Source organism: Cryobacterium sp. MDB2-A-1 (genome assembly GCF_004402675.1).
GTDB classification, from domain to species: Bacteria; Actinomycetota; Actinomycetes; order Actinomycetales; family Microbacteriaceae; genus Cryobacterium; species Cryobacterium glucosi.
Genome location: NZ_SOFK01000020.1, coordinates 36,977 through 54,509, shown reverse-complemented (window position 1 = coordinate 54,509; position 17,533 = coordinate 36,977). Strand labels below are relative to the sequence as shown.

Annotated in this window: 15 protein-coding genes; 9 read left to right on the top strand and 6 right to left on the bottom strand. The window is 64.4% G+C overall.

Going from position 1 to position 17,533, the window contains the following annotated elements; translation table 11 throughout:
* Positions 1-104 precede the first annotated feature (104 nt).
* The 3 genes from araA to E3O39_RS04480 all read right to left on the bottom strand — a co-directional run bounded on the left by araA (position 105) and on the right by E3O39_RS04480 (position 4,377).
* Entirely contained in the window at positions 105-1,625 is a 1,521-nt protein-coding gene (araA, locus tag E3O39_RS04490; protein WP_134446319.1) for an L-arabinose isomerase, read from the bottom strand.
* The gene (locus E3O39_RS04485; protein WP_134446320.1) at positions 1,622-3,262 is read right to left on the bottom strand and encodes a xylulokinase; all 1,641 of its coding nucleotides are present in this window, start codon (positions 3,260-3,262) and stop codon (positions 1,622-1,624) included. Before E3O39_RS04485 ends, araA begins: the two co-directional genes overlap by 4 nt.
* An 83-nt stretch (positions 3,263-3,345) precedes the next feature.
* Entirely contained in the window at positions 3,346-4,377 is a 1,032-nt protein-coding gene (locus E3O39_RS04480) for a LacI family DNA-binding transcriptional regulator (protein WP_134446321.1), read from the bottom strand.
* Between the two features lie 135 nt (positions 4,378-4,512).
* Between E3O39_RS04480 and E3O39_RS04475 the strand changes: the two genes are divergently transcribed.
* The gene (locus E3O39_RS04475) at positions 4,513-5,358 is read left to right on the top strand and encodes a sugar phosphate isomerase/epimerase (RefSeq protein WP_134446322.1); all 846 of its coding nucleotides are present in this window, start codon (positions 4,513-4,515) and stop codon (positions 5,356-5,358) included.
* Here E3O39_RS04475 and E3O39_RS04470 read toward each other — a convergent pair.
* Positions 5,331-6,215 carry an AraC family transcriptional regulator gene (locus E3O39_RS04470; RefSeq protein ID WP_134446323.1) on the bottom strand — a complete coding sequence of 295 codons (885 nt, stop codon included), beginning with the start codon at positions 6,213-6,215 and terminating at the stop codon, positions 5,331-5,333. The genes E3O39_RS04475 and E3O39_RS04470 overlap by 28 nt on opposite strands.
* A 165-nt stretch (positions 6,216-6,380) precedes the next feature.
* Here E3O39_RS04470 and E3O39_RS04465 point away from each other — a divergent pair, with 165 nt between their 5' ends.
* From E3O39_RS04465 to E3O39_RS04430, 8 genes are all read left to right on the top strand, one after another.
* Positions 6,381-7,481, top strand: coding sequence for a glycoside hydrolase family 105 protein (locus tag E3O39_RS04465; protein ID WP_134446324.1), 1,101 nt, complete (start codon positions 6,381-6,383; stop codon positions 7,479-7,481).
* 33 nt (positions 7,482-7,514) lie between these two features.
* A complete protein-coding gene (locus tag E3O39_RS04460; RefSeq protein ID WP_134446325.1) occupies positions 7,515-8,327 on the top strand; it encodes a gluconate 5-dehydrogenase in 813 nt (270 codons plus the stop codon).
* Positions 8,328-8,384: 57 nt separating this feature from the next.
* Positions 8,385-9,023: an RpiB/LacA/LacB family sugar-phosphate isomerase gene (locus tag E3O39_RS04455; protein WP_134446326.1), complete on the top strand. Its 639-nt coding sequence runs from the start codon at positions 8,385-8,387 to the stop codon at positions 9,021-9,023.
* Between the two features lie 72 nt (positions 9,024-9,095).
* The gene (locus E3O39_RS04450) at positions 9,096-10,430 is read left to right on the top strand and encodes an MFS transporter (RefSeq protein WP_134446327.1); all 1,335 of its coding nucleotides are present in this window, start codon (positions 9,096-9,098) and stop codon (positions 10,428-10,430) included.
* A gap of 217 nt (positions 10,431-10,647) precedes the next feature.
* The gene (locus E3O39_RS04445) at positions 10,648-11,484 is read left to right on the top strand and encodes a DUF1684 domain-containing protein (protein ID WP_134446328.1); all 837 of its coding nucleotides are present in this window, start codon (positions 10,648-10,650) and stop codon (positions 11,482-11,484) included.
* Positions 11,485-11,579: 95 nt separating this feature from the next.
* Positions 11,580-12,050, top strand: a complete 471-nt coding sequence (locus tag E3O39_RS04440; RefSeq protein ID WP_134446329.1) for a MarR family winged helix-turn-helix transcriptional regulator — start codon at positions 11,580-11,582, stop codon at positions 12,048-12,050.
* A 151-nt stretch (positions 12,051-12,201) separates the two neighbouring features.
* Positions 12,202-12,675 (top strand): peroxiredoxin, encoded by a 474-nt coding sequence (locus tag E3O39_RS04435; RefSeq protein ID WP_134446330.1) that lies wholly within the window; start codon positions 12,202-12,204, stop codon positions 12,673-12,675.
* A gap of 254 nt (positions 12,676-12,929) precedes the next feature.
* On the top strand, positions 12,930-14,390 hold the full coding sequence (locus E3O39_RS04430) for a glycoside-pentoside-hexuronide (GPH):cation symporter (RefSeq protein WP_134446331.1): 1,461 nt from the start codon (positions 12,930-12,932) through the stop codon (positions 14,388-14,390).
* 88 nt (positions 14,391-14,478) lie between these two features.
* On the opposite strand, the gene nrdG is transcribed toward E3O39_RS04430, so the two are convergent.
* Positions 14,479-15,081: an anaerobic ribonucleoside-triphosphate reductase activating protein gene (gene nrdG / locus E3O39_RS04425; RefSeq protein WP_134446332.1), complete on the bottom strand. Its 603-nt coding sequence runs from the start codon at positions 15,079-15,081 to the stop codon at positions 14,479-14,481.
* Complete coding sequence (nrdD, locus tag E3O39_RS04420; RefSeq protein WP_241975548.1) at positions 15,074-17,257, bottom strand: anaerobic ribonucleoside-triphosphate reductase; 2,184 nt, start codon at positions 17,255-17,257, stop codon at positions 15,074-15,076. The genes nrdG and nrdD overlap by 8 nt, the downstream gene beginning before the upstream one ends.
* Positions 17,258-17,533: the final 276 nt, after the last annotated feature.

Sequence of the window (17,533 nt, the reverse complement as noted above, 5' to 3'; positions counted from 1 at the left end):
GGACCGGCCAGAGCGCGTGATCCGGGCTGGTGGGCTGCGCCGCCCTTAACGAACGGATCGCCTGACCGCAAGCGGCCAGGCGATCCGTTCTCAGGTTCCTAGGTTCAGAGGCCCTGGGCCAGACGGTAGTACGCCGCGTTCCAGCGGATCCCCTGTTCGAAGCTCCGCAGGTCGGTCGTCTCGTCGATGACGAGAAGCTCCGTCTTCGCGATGTCAGCGAAGTCAGTGAAGGCCTCGAGGCCGACCGCGGTCGACATCACGGTGTGGTGCGCCGCACCGGCGGTGAGCCAGGCGGCCGCCGAGACAGCGAAGGACGGTGCGGGCTTCCAGACGGCGCGGCCGACCGGCAGCTTCGGCAGCGGCTCTGTGGGCTCGACAACTTCGACGACGTTGGCGACGAGGCGGAACCGGTCGCGCATGTCGCTCATCGCGACCACGACGGCGGGTCCAGGATCGGCCGTGAACACGAGGCGCACGGGGTCTTCCCGGCCGCCGATACCGAGCGGGTGGATCTCCAGTGTCGGCTTCGCGGTCGTCAGGGCCGGGTTGACCTCGAGCATGTGGGCACCCAGGATGACTTCCGCCCCGGGGGTCAGGTCGTAGGTGTAGTCCTCCATCAGGGAGGCGCCTCCGGGGAGCCCTGAGCCCATGACGTTGGCGGCGTGCACGAGGATGGCCGTCTTCCAGTCGCCTTCGGCGCCGAAGCCGTAGCCGTCGGCCATCAGGCGCTGCACGGCGAGGCCGGGGAGCTGGCGGAGGGCTCCGAGGTCTTCGAAGCTCGTGGTGAACGCACCGAATCCGCCGGCTTCGAGGAAGGACCGGAGTCCGATCTCGATCGCTGCGCCGTAGCGCAGCGACTCGTGACGCTCGGCGCCCGCCCGCAGCTCCGGAGCGACGTCATAGAGTTCCTCGTACTCGGCGACGAGGGCGTCGATCTGGTCCTCCGTGGCCGCGGCGACGGCCTCCGCGAGTTCGTTGACGCCCCACGTGTTGACCTGAACGCCGAACCGCAGCTCGGCCTCGGTCTTGTCACCCTCGGTGACGGCGACGTAACGCATGTTGTCGCCGAACCGGGCGAGCTTGAGGCTCTTGGTCGCAGCCCAGCCGGCGGCGGCACGGGTCCAGGTGCCGATCTGCGCGGTGACGGCGGGGCTCGAGGCGTGGCCGACGACGGTCTTCCTGGCGACGCCCAGGCGGGTCTGGATGTAACCGAACTCCCGGTCGCCGTGTGCGGCCTGGTTGAGATTCATGAAGTCCATGTCGATGTCCGCCCACGGCAGTTCGACGTTCGCCTGGGTGTGGAAGTGCAGCAGGGGCTTCTGGAGGGCGTCGAGCCCGGAGATCCACATCTTCGCGGGAGAGAACGTGTGCATCCACGCGATCAGGCCGATCACGTTGTCGGCGGCGTTCGCGTCGAGGATCGCGCGCTTGATCGACTCCGAATCCTTCAGCACCGGCTTCCACACGATCGTGACCGGAATGTCGGATGCTGCTGCTAGCGTGTCCGAGATGGCGCGCGACTGCTCCGCCACCTGACGGAGGGTCTCCTCGCCGTACAGGTTCTGGCTTCCGGTGAGGAACCAGACCTCGTAGGAGCGAAGGTCGGGAGTGATGCGGTTGCTCATAGGGTGCTTTCCTTCAGTGAGAGTGCTTCAATGGCGATGCGTTCGACGGCGAGGCCGTCGGAATAGCGCGCAAGGTAGGTCGTGAATCCGGCGACGTCTGTCGGATCGGGCTGGGCAGTGTCGAACGCGGTGTTCGCGAAGACCCGTTCGGCGAGGTAGTCGTCGAGGTGCTGGCCGTGCTCGGCGGCCCGCAGGTAGGACGCCAGTACTGCGATGCCCCAGGCGCCGCCTTCCGATGCCGTTTCGGTCACGGTGACGGGGGTGCCGAGCGCCCCGGCGAGGAATCGCTGGGCGACCCCTGCGGTGCGGAACATGCCGCCGTGGGCGAACATCTCCTCCATCACGACGCCCTCGTCGGCAAGGACGCGCATCCCGAGGCTGAGCGTGCCGAAGACCCCGTAAAGCTGGGCCCGCATGAAGTTCGCGAGCGTCAGTCGGCTGTCCGGCGTGCGCACGACGAGGGGTCTGCCCTCGCTGAGGCCGGCGATCGGCTCGCCCGCGAGGTGGTTGTAGGCCAACAGCCCACCGGCGTCCGCCTCGCCCTCGAGTGCTTCGCGGAACAGCGCGCCGAAGACCGCGTCGCTGGCGAGCGGCTGGCCGGCGACCGTGGCGAACCGGGCGAAGAGGCCGACCCAGGTCGCGAGTTCGCTCGCACCGTTGTTGCAGTGGACCATCGCGACGGGGTCCCCGGCGGGAGTCGTGACAACGTCGAGCTCGTGGTGCACATTCTCGAGCGGCCGTTCGAGCACGACCATGGCGAAGATGCTCGTGCCCGCACTGACATTGCCCGAGCGGGGGGCGACGGACCGGGTCGCGACCATTCCCGTTCCGGCATCACCCTCGGGCGGGCAGAGGGCCGCGCCGGGCTTGAGCGTGCCGGTCGGGTCGAGAAGCCGGGCACCCTGTTCTGTCAGGGCCCCTGCGGGCTGCCCCGCCACGAGCACCTCCGGCAGCAGGTCGACGAGGCGGGAACCGGGGGTGCCGGCCGCGGAGAGCCCGTCGTATCGCGCCAGGAGCTCAGTGTCGTAGGTCTTCGTGAGCGCATCGATCGGGAACATGCCCGAAGCGTCGCCGACTCCCAGGACTTTCCGACCCGTGAGCCGCCAGTGCACATAACCGGCAAGGGTGGTGAGAAAAGCGATCTCGGGGACGTGCGGTTCGTCGTCGAGGACCGCCTGACGGAGATGTGCAATGGACCAGCGCAGCGGGATGTTCACGCCGAACAGGTCGGTGAGTTCCGCGGCAGCAGGGCCGGTCGTCGTGTTCCGCCAGGTTCTGAAGGGTGCGAGGAGGTCGCCGGCCGCATCGAACGCGAGGTATCCGTGCATCATGGCCGAGACGCCGATCGCCGCGAAGCTGTCCGGGCGTACGCCGTAGCGTGATTCGGCATTGTCGATGAGGTCGGCGTAGGCCGCCTGCAAGCCAGACCACACGTTCTCGAGCGAATAGGTCCAGACCTGTCCGACGAACTCGTTGTCCCACTCGTGACTGCCGACCGCGATCACCTCGGACGGGTCGTCGCCGATCAGGCACGCCTTGATCCGGGTCGACCCCAGTTCGATCCCGAGCGAGAGGCGCCCAGCACGGAGGTCGTCTCGTGCGGAATCACCGGGGGAAACGGTACTCGATGTCGACACAAGACTCCTTTGACTTACGCATGTGATCGATCACATTGACGATCGTATGAAGTCTACGACATCGGCATCCCGTATGTCGACCGTCAGTATTCGGGTCGCGGCCGCTCCGGCGGGGCTCCGGTGGACGCCCGCTCGATGAGCTCAGGGCCGACGGCAGGACGCACGTCCGCTTCTCCGAGGAGAAGGGCCACGGCGCGCCGCCCGGCTTCGGCCAGGTCCTGCCGAACGGTCGTCAGCGCGGGCTGGTAGTACGCGGCCTCGGGAACGTCATCGAAGCCGACGATGCTGAGATCCCCCGGCACGGTCAACCCCAGGGAGACCGCGGCGCTCAGGGCGCCGAGCGCCATCTGGTCGTTACCGGAGAAAATGGCCGTCACGCCGTGTTCGATCAGCGCACGGGCGGCACGATGACCTGACGCGGCGCTCCAGTCGCCGATCTCCACGAATCGCGGATCCAGCTGGCGCGATCGAAGCTCCTCCTGGAAGCCGGTCAGGCGCTGTTGCGCGTCGAGCCACTCTGGCGGGCCGGCGATGTGGCCCACGCGCTGATGGCCGAGATCCAGGAGATGTGAGGTCGCCAGCCGGGCCCCCCGGATCTGGTCCAGCATCCCGCCGTGCAGCCCGCTCGCCGCTGCCGTCTGCAGCGTCACATACGGCACCGGGATCGTCAGGCCTTCGAGAGCGACGAGCACCTGGGTCTGCGGGGCCACCACGATCAGCCCCTCTGCCGAGAGGTCGGCCAGATGGCTGAGAGCGTCATCCACTGATCTCCGGTCGAGTCCGTCCGCGTTCGCGATCGTCACGCTGTAGCCGCGACTTCGCGCTGCCGCCCCGATGGCGGCGACGATGGTCGCAGGGCCGTACTCTCCACTCGAGGTCGACAGAATTCCGATCAGTCGTGATCGGCTCGAGGACAACGCGCGGGCGGCGGCGTTCGGCCGGTAGTTCAACTCCCGCATGGCATCGAGCACCTTCTGGCGCGTGGCCGCGCGGAGGCTCGGGTGATCATTCAGGACGCGGGAAACCGTCTGGTGCGACACTCCAGCGACCCGGGCCACATCGAACACGCTGGCGGCACGCGGTCTGGCCTCCTCGTTGTCTCGATCTGCGTCCATGGTCTGATTATCGCCGTGCGTGGGGGTCGCGCTGGTCACGGGGCCGCTATCCTCCGCCCGGATGACTAGGTCGGGGCCCGCCCGGGCAGAGGTGTACAGTTCGGCGAGTCGGCCACCGCGGTGAAAGGTTGGGACATGACGATCAATTTCGGCGCTCGCGGACACGACGTGACGTGGGCGTCAACGCCCGAGGAGCTGGCGCGTGGCCTGGCGGGATACGGGGTGCACAACGTGCAACTGGCCCTGGGCCGGTCCTTCCCCGAACTGAGCGGCGCCCGCGCCATCAACCCCGGCCTGGGCGCATACTTCCGCCGCGTGATGGCCGCCCAGGGCGTGGATATCGCCGTGCTCGGCTGCTACGACAACATCATTCATCCGGATGCCGATCGCCGGGAGGCGATCCTGCGGAAGTTCGAGGCCTACCTGCGCAACGCCCGGCATTTCGGTGCCCCGATGGTGGCGACCGAGACGGGGAGTGTCAATGCGGACGGTTTTGCCTATACCCGGGCGAACTTCACGGATGAGGCGTACCGGGAGGCCGCAACGGTGATTCGGCGGCTCGCGGAATTCGGCGAACGCGTGGGGACCATCGTCGCCATTGAGCCGGGCATCAACCACCCGATCTACAACCTCGATCGGGTCGAGCAGCTCCTCGACGACGTCGACTCACCCTTCCTCGGCATCGTGTTCGACGCCACGGCGCTGCTCGACCCGAACGAACCCGTCGACCTTGCGGCATTGACGAACGACGCCTTCGAACGGTTCGGGGGACGCATCGTCGCGGCCCACCTCGACGACTACCGCCTCTCGGACGGTCGCGTCGTCCGCTGCGACATCGACGACGGGGTCCTCCCGGTCGCCCGGATTCTGGCCACGATCGGCGCGCACGCTCCCGGTCTCGCCGTCATCATGGAGGAAACCGTCAACGACGCGATTGCCAGGACCGTGGATCGCTACACGGAATCGGGATTCTCGAAGTGAATGCCTTCGGGGTTGCGACTCCGGCGGATGAATTCCTTGGTCGTCATGCCGAACTCATCCTTGAAGCAGCGGAGGAAGTGCGTGTACGACGAGAACCCGGCGATCCGATAGACGTCCAGGGCGTTCCCGTGCGTGCTCAGGAGGTCCTTGCTGTGCAGTAGCCGCTTCTTCAGCGTGTACTGGTGGAAATTGAGTCCGGTGTTCGTCTTGAACTGGCGCGACAGATAGTACTTACTGATGAAGAACCTGCCCGCGACGGCATCGAGTGACAGATCCTCGTCCAGGTTGTCGGCGACGTAGCCCATGACCGCCGAGATGAGGGCTGACACGGGAAGGTCGTGGGGAACGACGGCGTTCTCGGAGCCGAAGACCGCCTTGTTGAGTTCGATCAGGAACTCGATCAGCCGGTTCTCCCGCACGAGGTCCGCGCCGAAGCCCTCCTGATCGGGCTCGTCCAGGCGAGAGATCTGTGCGCGCAACCAGTCGGCATCCACCCGGATGACCTGGCTGGTCGGGGTGCCGTCCTTGGCGAACAGGAGGTTGAGGTTGGTGCTCTCAGAGGAACGGCTCGTGAGGAATTCCTCGCGAATGTGGATGTACGCACGTTCGTAGTACTCGCTGGACTGCCTGACGATGTTGTGCAGGTCGTTCCTCCGCACGAAGGTCACGGTTCCCGGTTCCGTGGAGTACTCGGTTCCGCCGAGCCGGAAGACACCCGTGCCGCTCAGTACGCAATTGATTTCGTGGAAGTCGTGATAGTGCAGGTTTGCGTGCTCACGGACGGCATTGTCGACGTGGTAGAGCTCGAAATGCCCGGACACCATCGTGTTCACGATCACTGCGCGGCGAGGCTCCATAGGCGCCTCCTCTCCGTGAGCTCAGGCGACAGTCTGGCACGCAGCCTCCCCTGCAAGAAACGGCAGTTTTTGAGCAACGGTCGACAACGCGGGGCCTATATGGACGGATTCCTGGGTTGTAACGTTTCAAATACAAGGAATCAAAGAAGATTGTGAAGAGAAACCATGCATCTAGACACTGCCGTCAGCAGAGAGCAGATCGTTCAAAAGATCGATGCCATGATCTCCAACCTGACCACAATCAGGGACGAGTCAGGTAAGTTTTTACTCCATTTCAGTGATGTCGTCGTCGACGACAAGAGCTGGAATGTCTGGAATTGGCCCCAGGGTGTCGGTCTCTACGGGATCTACAAGAACTACCGGATCACCGGAAACCCCCTGGCAGCGGATGTCGTCCGCGAGTGGTTCGACACCGCGCTCGCCGCGGGCGCTCCGCCGAAAAACGTCAACACGATGGCACCGCTGCTCGCCATGGCCTGCCTGTATGAGGACACCAAGGACAGCAGGTACATCCCGTACCTCAACCAGTGGGCGCAATGGGCCATGCACGACATGCCGCGCACGCACGGTGGTGGCATGCAGCACATGACCTATGCCGGGCCGAACTCCCAGCAGCTCTGGGACGACACCTTGATGATGACGGTGCTGCCCCTCGCGAAGATCGGTCGCCTCCTGGACCGGCCGGAATACATCGAGGAAGCCAAGTACCAGTTCCTCATCCACGCCCAGTACCTCATGGACAAGAAGACGGGCCTCTGGTTCCACGGCTGGTCGTTCGAGCGCCGTGACAACTACGCAGACGCGCTCTGGGCTCGTGGCAACTGCTGGATCACCATCGCCATTCCGGAACTCATCGGCACCCTGGGACTCAAGCCCGGAGACCCGATCCGGGAGTGGTTGCTCGAAATTCTGAACAGCCAGGTCTCCGCACTCGCGGAGCTGCAGGACGAGTCCGGCATGTGGCACACGCTGCTCGATGACCCGACCTCCTACCTCGAGTCGTCCGCGACCGCCGGTATCGCCTACGGGCTGCTCAAAGCGGTGCATGAGCGTTACATCGACAAGAGTTATGCGGCCGTGGCAGAGAAGGCCGTCGCCGCACTGTACGACCGGATCACCGACGAGGGCGAAGTCCAGAACGTCTCGGTCGGAACCGGGATGGGTGACGACCTGGACTTCTACAAGAACATCGACCAGACGGCGATGCCGTACGGCCAATCGCTCACGGTGCTGTGCTTCGCCGAATATGTCGTCTCCTTCTGCTGAGACGACCATGCCTTCCACGAAAAGAGTAAGAAAATGACCGAAAAGTTTGACACGGAGAGCTTCTCCCTGAGCGGAAAAGTCGCCCTGATCACCGGCGCGAGCTACGGCATCGGGCTCGCAATCGCCTCGGCGTATGCCGCAGCCGGCGCCCGGATCGCCTTCAACGATCGCGACCAGGCTGCCGTGGACCGGGGGCTCGCCGCCTACAAGGAAGCCGGGATCGAGGCTCACGGATATGTCGCGGACGTCACAGACGAAGACGCGATCGTCGCGATGGTCAAGCAGATCGAGGACGAGGTCGGCACCATCGACATCCTCGTCAACAACGCCGGCATCATCAAGCGCGTCCCGATGCTCGAGATGAGCGTCGCCGACTTCCGCCAGGTGATCGACGTCGACCTGAACGGGCCGTTCATCGTCGCCAAGGCCGTGCTGCCGGGAATGATCAAGAGCGGCCACGGAAAGATCATCAACATGTGCTCGATGATGTCCGAGCTCGGCCGCGAAACCGTGTCGGCCTATGCCGCAGCCAAGGGTGGCCTGAAGATGCTCACCCGGAACATCTGCTCCGAATTCGCCGAGGCCAACATCCAGTGCAACGCCATCGGCCCTGGCTACATCGCGACGCCGCAGACGGCCCCGCTCCGTGAGCTCCAGGACGATGGCTCCCGGCATCCCTTCGACCAGTTCATCATCGCAAGGACCCCGGCCGCGCGCTGGGGAACCCCCAAGGACCTGATGGGGCCGGCCGTGTTCCTGGCCTCCGGCGCGAGCGACTTCGTCAACGGGCTGGTCCTCTATGTCGACGGCGGCATCCTCGCCTACATCGGCAAAACCCCTCAGTAACGCGGGACTGCCCGCACCATTTCGTGAGCACCATCAATGAAAAAGGTCGAAGAACCAATGAAGATTGCTTTGATAAACGAGAACTCCCAGGCTTCCAAGAACGCCGTCATCTACACGGCGCTCAAGGATGTGGCCGACGAGAAAGGCTACGAGTCCTTTAACTACGGGATGACCGGGAAAGAGGGCGAGAGCCAGCTGACCTACGTTCAGAACGGTCTCCTCGCCTCGATCCTGTTGGGCACAAAGGCCGTGGACTTCGTCGTCACCGGCTGCGGCACCGGCGTGGGGGCCATGCTCGCCTGTAACAGCTTCCCCGGCGTGGTCTGCGGCATCGCCATCGAACCGACGGATGCCTACCTCTTCTCCCAGATCAACGGAGGCAACGCGCTCTCCATCCCTTATGCGAAGGGCTTCGGCTGGGGAGCCGAGCTCAACCTCACGCTCATCTTCGAGCGCCTGTTCGCCGAGCCGATGGGTGGCGGGTACCCCAAGGAGCGGGTGGTCCCTGAGCAGCGCAATGCACGCATCCTCAACGAGGTGAAGGCGGTCGTGTACAAGCCCCTCATCCAGGTGCTCAAGGAAATCGATCAGGACTTCCTGAAGGAGACCATCGCCACCGAGAACTTCACGGAGTATTTCACCGCAAACGCCGAGCCGGGGGAGGTGCGGGACTACATCCTCGCGTCACTCGCCTGACCGGCGAACTGCACTCTGCACCACGAACGATCACACTAGAACCACTTATCAAGGAAGATCAAGGGTTTCGTCATGAGCGAAAACACGGCAACGTCACAGAGGACGCCGTCGAACGACAAACAGGTTTCATCCCGCAATCTCAAGCGCGCCGCCTTCAGTGGGTGGATCGGAAGCGCACTGGAGTACTACGACTTCACGTTGTACTCCCAGGCAGCAGCACTCGTTTTCCCGACGGTGTTCTTCCCCACCTCGAGCCCGGCCGTCGCCATCGTCGCCTCGCTGGCCACGTACGGCGTCGGCTATGTCGCGCGGCCCATCGGCGCCATCGTCCTGGGCAACCTGGCCGACCGCCACGGGCGGAAGCACGTCCTCGTCATCGCGATGATGATGATGGGCCTGGCCACGCTCCTCGTGGGCGTTCTGCCGACGTACTCCCAGGTCGGCATTCTCGCGCCGATCCTGCTGGTGGTGCTCCGGCTCGTCCAGGGCTTCGCCGTCGCCGGCGAGCTGGGCGCCTCGAACGCCCTCATCGTCGAGCACTCGCCCGACTCGAAGCGCGGCTTCTTCGCGAGCTTCAGCCTGCAGGGATCCCAGATCGGCAGCATCCTCGCCCTCGCGTTCATGCTTCCGCTGGCATCCGCGCTTCCCGCCGAGGCCTTCCAGACCTGGGGCTGGAGAATTCCGTTCCTGCTCAGCGCGGTCGTCATCCTCGCCGGCTACCTGATCCGCCGCAACATCGAAGAGCCGCCCGCCTACCTGAAGCAGTCCCAGGTCAAGGAGTTCAAGACCCCGGCGATCGAACTGTTCCGTCGCTACCCGCGCATGCTCCTCATCTGCGTGATCAGCACCCTCGCCAACGTGATCGGCACGGCGACCCTGGTCTTCGGTGTCACCTACGGAAAGCAGGAGAGTTACGGTGTCGGCTTCACGACGAGTGAGTTCCTCTGGATCATCCTCATCATCAACACGGTCTCGGCCCTGACGATCCCGCTGTTCGGGAAACTGTCCGACGTCTTCGGCAGGAAGGCGCTCATGATCACGGGAGCCCTCGGCGGTGGCCTCACCTCGATCCCGTTCCTCTTCGCGGTGCAGGAGAAGAATTTCGCCCTGGTGCTCATCCTCGGAGTGCTCGCCATGTCGATCTTCTTCCAGATGTGGAACGCCACCTTCGCTACGGCCTACCAGGAACAGTTCCCCACCCGGCTGCGCGTCACCGGCTTCGCCGTCTCGCAGAACGTCGGCCTGATGCTTGCCGCGTTCGCGCCGGCGATCTTCACCCTGATGGCTCCTCCCGGAACGAGCAACATCCCGATCGTGATCGGCATCACCACCCTGGTGGTCACCGTGATCGCAGCGGGCGCCACCCTGCTCCTCCGCAACGGAGCCGGCGAGAGCCTGGCTGAGTAACGGGCACGACAAAGCCCCCTGCCTCCCGTATTTGACCGGGAGGCAGGGGGTTTTGTCGTGAGCCGCCCCGGCACCCGCCCGGCCGGCCGAGAGCCGAGCGGACGGATGATGGCGGTTGCGAGAGCAGGGCGCAAGCGGGATGAACGCGTGTTGCGCACATGACCGTTCGTGTCGACATCCGCTCGTCCACGAGCACATCGAAACTAGCCTCAGGGACATGACGACAGACACGATTTCCCCGGCCATCGATCCCACAGGCTTCGTTTCGGACTGGGAGGACTGGCATGCGGCGCACGAGACCCAGCGCGCGGCCGCGGACGGTTTCCTGGCCATCACGGGCCTGCACTTCCTGACGACCGAACCGGAGCGCTTCGGAGACGCACCCGGCGCCTGGTCGGTCGACGAGGTCGGCCCGGTCGTTGAACTCGCCGCCGACGAACAGCTGAGCCTCGACGGCGTCGAGCTGACGGGTCGGCACTCCTTCGGCGCGATCGCTGAACGCGACGGCGTGAACGCGCGGGCCGGTGACGCGGTCATTGAGATCGCCCGGCGCGGCGGCGAGCTGATCGTGCGCCCGCGGCACCCGGACACCCAGTTCCGTGCTGCCTACTCCGGCACGCCGACGTACCTGCCGAACCCGGGCTGGCGCGTCGAGGCGCGCTTCCTGCCCTTCGATCCGCCGCGCGACGTCACGGTCGGTGCCGCAGTCGAAGGATTGCAGCATGTCTACTCCGCGCCCGGCGAACTGGAATTCGCCCACGATGGCGCGCCCTACCACCTGACTGCGTTCAGCGGCCACGCGCCGGGCTCCCTCCTGGTGGTCTTCACGGATGCGACGAGCGGCCTCACGACCTACGCCGCGAACCGGGCGCTGACGGTCGCCGCCCCTGACGCCGAGGGACGCACAACCCTCGACTTCACCCGCGCCGTCAACCTGCCCTGCGCGTACACCGACTACGCGACCTGCCCGCTTCCGCCCGCGGAAAACCGGATTCCATTCGCCGTCGAAGCCGGCGAGAAGATTCCCGTGGCCCGCGTGGCCGTCACCCTCTAGCCTCGCCGTCCCTGGCCGCCGCCGAATCGGTTCGGGGCATGCGGCAGGCTGCCGCACGTGTTGTGCACAAAGAGTTTGTGTGCAAAGGTTATGAGATGACCAGTCCTCTGAGTGAGATGCCGTGCTTCGCCCTGTACGCGGCCTCCCGCGCCGTGACCCAGGCGTACCGTGCCGTGCTGGCCGACGAGGACCTCACCTACCCCCAGTTCCTGGTGCTCGTCGTGCTGGCGTCCGAGGGCGAGTCCTCGGTGAGTGCGCTCGCGAGCGCCATGTTCCTCGACTCGGGCACCCTGTCCCCGCTCCTGCAGCGGCTCGAGGCGCGCCAGATCCTGACCCGGGAACGTCGGAAGGGTGACGAGCGCACGGTGATCGTGGCGCTGACCCCCGAGGGTCGGCTACTGCACGACCGGGTCACCTCAGTCGTACGCTGCCTGGATCCTGCCTACGGGATCACGACCGTCGAGGAACTGCGCGACCTGCTCGGGAGCCTGCACGGCATCACCTCGGGTATGTCCGCCCTCACCGACACCCTGCGCTCGTCGTCGCGAAGCGAGCTCACGCGCTAGCTGCGCTCGTCACCGAGCGGTCGTGCTACTTCTGGCCGGGCAGCCGCCATCCGCGACCCACCGTTCCGCCACCAACGTTCCGTCACCCACTGTCCCTTCACCCACTGTCCCGTCACCCAGCATCCGCGTACGACCCAACCGGAGGAATCACATGCCAATCGAAATCGGCTCCACCCTGAACTTGCAGCTTCGGGAGGCTGGCGGGGGAGACCTGAACCTCGCCGACTACCGAGGAACCTCGAATGTCTTCGTCTACTTCATGCGCGCACTGTCCTGCGCCCAGTGCAACGCAGCAGTTCGCACCCTCACCACGCAGCAGGATGAGCTGGCGGCAACGGGCGTTCAGGTCATCGTGGCTGTGCCGGAAGACGAGGCCTCGGCGACAGCGTGGAAGGCGAAGCGCGGTGTGCCGTTCCCAGTCGTGATCGGCAGGGACGGAACGGCACACGCCGAGGCGGGATTGCTCCGCAAGGTCTTCGGCGCCATCCAGCAGTCCGGCGGCGTTCTGCTCGACAAGGAGGGCACGGTCCGCTACTCCCACATATCGACCAATCCCGGCGCCAGCTACAACAAGGCCGACCTGGCTGCGGCGATCGCTGCGCTGACGGCGAGTACGTCCGCCTAGTACTTCTTGTTTGCGGGGGTCGTGGCCACGTGGTCACGGCCCCTTTTTTTCATGTCTCTGCGGACTCAATTTCAGAATGGTATTCCGTGGAACGGAATCAAACGGTCACAGTGAGCCTCGGCAGACCTGAAGAATGCTTGCGATTGGCTGAGAATTCCCACTAGTATGGCAGTGACTGATGGAAGTCTGTTCCGCCACGCGGACACTCCCCACAAATCAGCAATGACGCTCAGAGTGGAAAGAGGAAAGCGACCATGACCATCCAAGAGAACGCGGAGGTTGTCTCCGCCGAGGAGCCCACCCCGGCCATCTTCGGTTCCGAAGCCCGGCTCAATTCCAAGGAGAAGGTCGCCTACGGATTCGGCGACCTGGGCAACGGGTTCATGTTCGACCTCGGCCAGGCCTACCTGACCAAGTTCTGGATCGACACCGCGGGCATCGGCCCGGCAGTCGTCGCCCTGATCTTCGTGCTCGTCAAACTTTTCGACGCCGTGATGGACCCGCTCGCCGCGATCTTCATCGACAGCCGCAAGATCGGCAAGCGCGGCAAGTTCCGCCCGGTGATGATGGTTAGTGCGTTCCTCCTCGCGATCATGACCGTCGTCACCTTCACCATGCCCGACGTGGAAATGGGCTGGAAAATCGCTTTCGCCGCCGGGTCCTACGCGATCTGGGGCGGGGTCTACTCCTTCGTCAACGGCCCGTACGGTTCGCTCGCCTCCGTGATGACACGCAACATCAAGGAACGCGCCCAGCTGGCCACCTCTCGCCAGGCGGGTTCGCTCGGCGCCCAGTGGATCTGCGGATTCGCCTTCATCCCGATCATGATGATGCTCGGCGGAATGACCGCAGAGAACTACATGTGGGCCTCCCTCGCGATGGCACTCCTCGGCATGGTCTCATTCGTGCTCTGCTACCGGGGCACGAAAGAGAACGTCGTCATCAACCGGGCAGCCAGCTCGAGCAAGAACGGCATCAAGGACTACGCCAGGGCAGTTCTCACCAACCGCCCGCTGCTCGGACTCGTGTTGATGTCCCTCTTCACGATCTCGTCGATGAACGTCAACAACATGATGATGATCTTCTTCGCCCAGTACAACCTCGGCAACATCGCCCTCCAGGCCGTACTGAACCTCGTCATGATCGGTGCGTCCATCGTCGGCATCATGTTCATCCCGAAGCTCGTCATGCGCTTCGGTAAGAAGCGCACCGTGATGGGCAGCTTCATTATCGCGATCGTCGCCAACGGGCTGAACTTCATCATCCCGACCAACCTGTGGACGTTCATGATCCTCGTCACCATCGGCTACGCCGCACTGGCCATCCCGAACGGCATCACCTGGGCGTTCGTCTCCGACACGATCGACTACGGCGAATGGCACACCGGGGTGCGCAAGGAAGGCATGACCTATGCCGCCTTCAGCTTCTCCCGCAAGCTCGCCCAGTCCCTCGCCGCGGTCGTCGGTGCCGGCATGCTCGCCGTCACCGGATACGTGGCCAAGGCCACCAGCCAGTCTGGTGAGACCCTCGAAGGAATCAAGGCGGTCATGACGCTGTACCCGGCCCTCGCGCTGGCCATCGCCGCCATCATCATCTACTTCATCTACAACGTGTCCGACGACAAGTACCGCAGGATCGCCAACGACCTCGACGAGGGGCGTTGGGAGCACGGCATTATCGGCGAGAGCACGAACGCAACCCTCCGCAAGCAGTAACGGGGCCCTCGGGGCGTCCGCAGGCATCCGCCGGCGGGCGCCCTTCGGAGTTTCGGCAGTCGCGAAGAGGGTGCGGGACGACGGGTGACTAGATCAGCTGGCGCTTCTCGATCTGTTCGAAGGTGCTCGTCGCATCCCGGAGTCCACCCCACAGGACCACCTCTCCGGCGGTCAGGGACGCGGGGACGTCGATGATCCGCTGGTTGCTGCTGCCCCGGAACTGCAGTTTCAGGTCACGTTTCGCGAGCTCGAACCGACCGTCGACCAGAACGTCGATTCCGCGGAGCATGGCGAGCTTGTCCGGGCTCTCGAGCAACAGCTCCTCGAAGGTGTATCCGGTCCAGGACCACACGTCCTTCGACGAGCCGAACTCCCGGCGCACCCGGTCGATCAGCCCGAGGCAGACCCCGGTGTTGAGGAACGGTTCGCCGCCGAGCAGGGTCAGGCCCTGGACGTACTCCTGGCCGAGGTCGGCCAGGATCTGGTCTTCGAGCTCCTGGCTGTATTCCTGGCCGTAGCGGAAGCTCCAGGTGGCTTCGTTGAAACAGCCCTCGCAGGCGAACAGGCATCCGGACAGGTACAGGCTGCACCGCACGCCTTCGCCGTCAACGAAGACGAAGGGCTTGTAGTCCCCGACGTAGTGCTGGCTCAGCTTCTCAGACAGCCACTCGCCGGGCCGGGGGTTACGCATCCTCGGAGACCGGTGCTGGGGCATCCTCCCCGCTGATGCCGGTGGCGCCCGCCATGTGCTTGACCCGGGAGGTGATCTCCATATGCCGGCCGTGCACCATCGGACGGGCCTGCGGGTTGCCGAGGTAGCCGCACGTGCGCTTGACGACGTCGCAGGTCATCGGGTCGGCGTTGCCGCACTCGGGGCACTCGAAGCCGCGCTCCGTCGCGTCGAAGTCGCCCGAGAAGCCGCAGGCGTAACAACGATCGATCGGGGTGTTGGTTCCGAGGTAGCCGATCCGGTCGTAGGAGTAGTCCCAGACCGCCTCGAGTGCCTTGGGGTTCTGCTGCAGGATCGGGTATTCGCAGTAGTGGATGAACCCACCGGAGGCGAACTGGGGATAGACCGTCTCGAAGTCGAGCTTCTCGAACGGCGTCGGGCTCTTGCGAACGTCGTAGTGGAAGCTGTTGGTGTAATAGTCCTTGTCGGTGATGTTGGCGACCGAACCGAACTTCGCGGTGTCGAGCCGGCAGAACCGGTCGGTCAGGCTCTCGCTCGGGGTCGAATACACGCTGAACTGGTAGCCGTACTCATTGCTCCACTCCTGGGTGCGGTCGTGGAGCGTGCGGAGGATGTCGACGGTGAAGTCTTTCGCCTCGGGGTTCGATTCCCAGGCTCCGCCGTAGAAAGCCGCGGCCACCTCGTAGAGGCCGATGAAGCCGAGCGACACGGTGGCGCGCTTGTTCTTGAACAGGGTGTCGACGGACTGGCCGGCCTCCAGGTGCTGGCCGAAGGCGCCGTAGACATAGAGGATCGGTGCGTTCTCCGGGGTCGCTTCCTTGCAGCGCTCGATCCGGAAGAGCAGGGCGTCGCGGGCGATGCTCACACGTTCGGCGAGGATGCTCCAGAACTTGTCCTTATCGCCGGCGGCCTCGAGGGCGATCCGCGGCAGGTTGAGCGTCACGACTCCGAGGTTCATCCTGCCCTCTGAGACATCGTTGCCGTCTTCGTCCCTCCAGCCCTGGAGGAAGGACCTGCAGCCCATCGGCACCTTGAAACTGCCGGTGAGTTCCACGATCTTGTCGTAGTTCAGGATGTCGGGGTACATGCGCTTGGTGGAACACTCGAGCGCGAGCTGCTTGATGTCGTAGTTCGGGTCGGTCGGGTCGAGGTTGAGACCGCGCTTGACCGTGAAGATCAGCTTCGGGAAGATCGCGGTGCGCTTCTCGCGGCCCAGACCCTCGATGCGGATCTGCAGGATCGCCTTCTGGATCTCGCGTTCGAACCAGCTGGTGCCGAGGCCGAAGCCGAGCGAGGTGAACGGGGTCTGCCCGTTCGAGGTGAACAGGGTGTTGATCTCGTATTCGAGGCTCTGCATCGCGTCGTAGATGTCCTTGAGGGTCTTCTCCTCCGCGAACTGCTGGTGCTGGGACTCGTCCGCTATCCACGTCCGGGCGTCGGCGAGGTGCTTCTGGAGGTTCTTCTCCGCGTAGGGGGCGAGCACCTCGTCGATCCGGTTGCCCGAGCATCCGCCGTACTGGCTCGACGACACGTTCGCGATGATCTGCGAGATCTGCGCGGTGGCCGTCTGGATCGAGCGGGGCGGGTCGACGTCGGCGTTGCCGATCCGGAAACCGGTGCTGAGCATCGTCTTGAAGTCGATGAGGCAGCAGTTCGTCATCGGGGCATAGGGGTGATAGTCGAGGTCGTGGTAGTGCAGGTCGCCCTTCTGGTGGGCGTTGGCGACGTGCGGCGGCAGCATCTTCAGGCCGATCGCCTTGCCCACCGCGCCGGCGGTCAGGTCGCGCTGGGTGTTGAAGACATCGCTGTCCTTGTTGGCGTTCTCGTTGACGACCGTTTCGTCTTTGCTGATCAGTTTGATGATCGAGTGGTTGATATCGGTGGACTTGCTGCGCGCGAAGTCGCGCTGGATCCGGTAATTGATGTACGCCTCTGCGGCGTCGTATTCCTTGCTGTCCAGCAGGGCGTGTTCCACGATGTTCTGGACCTCGTAGATCTTGATGTCGACCGCGAAGCGCGAGGCTATCTCGCGATCGACACGAGCGACCAGGTCGCGGATGATCCGGTGCGTGAGCGGGGTCAGTTCGCCGTTCACTTCCGTGAAGCTCTTGGCCAGCGCGGCATAGATCCGGGCATCGTCGAAGGCGAGTCGTCGACCGTCGCGTTTTGCGACCATAAGCGTGCTGAGACTGCTGCCAGCCGTAAGCGTTCCTGTGCCGGGGGTTTCCATCTTCAACACGCGCTGCCGTCTCCTTGATTAATACTCCCCACGACAATCGAGCGGGACAGTAAGTCGGGCGAAAGACCATATCTAGTGGTTGGGGCGTGAGATTGATACTACCTGTTGTGGTCAGACCACAGGGGCATATTTTGCTCCGCGCCACGCGAATGGTGTCGGAATTGGCCAGATTCTGGATCGAAATCTGGATCGGAATCTGGATGAGCGGGCAGT

Bases quoted from the DNA above. Each gene is read 5' to 3' on its own strand.
- araA (WP_134446319.1), bottom strand. From the start codon at position 1,625: ATGAGCAACCGCATCACTCCCGACCTTCGCTCCTACGAGGTCTGGTTC.
- E3O39_RS04480 (WP_134446321.1), bottom strand. From the start codon at position 4,377: ATGGACGCAGATCGAGACAACGAGGAGGCCAGACCGCGTGCCGCCAGC.
- E3O39_RS04475 (WP_134446322.1), top strand. From the start codon at position 4,513: ATGACGATCAATTTCGGCGCTCGCGGACACGACGTGACGTGGGCGTCA.
- E3O39_RS04470 (WP_134446323.1), bottom strand. From the start codon at position 6,215: ATGGAGCCTCGCCGCGCAGTGATCGTGAACACGATGGTGTCCGGGCAT.
- E3O39_RS04465 (WP_134446324.1), top strand. From the start codon at position 6,381: ATGCATCTAGACACTGCCGTCAGCAGAGAGCAGATCGTTCAAAAGATC.
- E3O39_RS04460 (WP_134446325.1), top strand. From the start codon at position 7,515: ATGACCGAAAAGTTTGACACGGAGAGCTTCTCCCTGAGCGGAAAAGTC.
- E3O39_RS04455 (WP_134446326.1), top strand. From the start codon at position 8,385: ATGAAGATTGCTTTGATAAACGAGAACTCCCAGGCTTCCAAGAACGCC.
- E3O39_RS04450 (WP_134446327.1), top strand. From the start codon at position 9,096: ATGAGCGAAAACACGGCAACGTCACAGAGGACGCCGTCGAACGACAAA.
- E3O39_RS04445 (WP_134446328.1), top strand. From the start codon at position 10,648: ATGACGACAGACACGATTTCCCCGGCCATCGATCCCACAGGCTTCGTT.
- E3O39_RS04440 (WP_134446329.1), top strand. From the start codon at position 11,580: ATGACCAGTCCTCTGAGTGAGATGCCGTGCTTCGCCCTGTACGCGGCC.
- E3O39_RS04435 (WP_134446330.1), top strand. From the start codon at position 12,202: ATGCCAATCGAAATCGGCTCCACCCTGAACTTGCAGCTTCGGGAGGCT.
- E3O39_RS04430 (WP_134446331.1), top strand. From the start codon at position 12,930: ATGACCATCCAAGAGAACGCGGAGGTTGTCTCCGCCGAGGAGCCCACC.
- nrdG (WP_134446332.1), bottom strand. From the start codon at position 15,081: ATGCGTAACCCCCGGCCCGGCGAGTGGCTGTCTGAGAAGCTGAGCCAG.
- nrdD (WP_241975548.1), bottom strand. From the start codon at position 17,257: ATGGTCGCAAAACGCGACGGTCGACGACTCGCCTTCGACGATGCCCGG.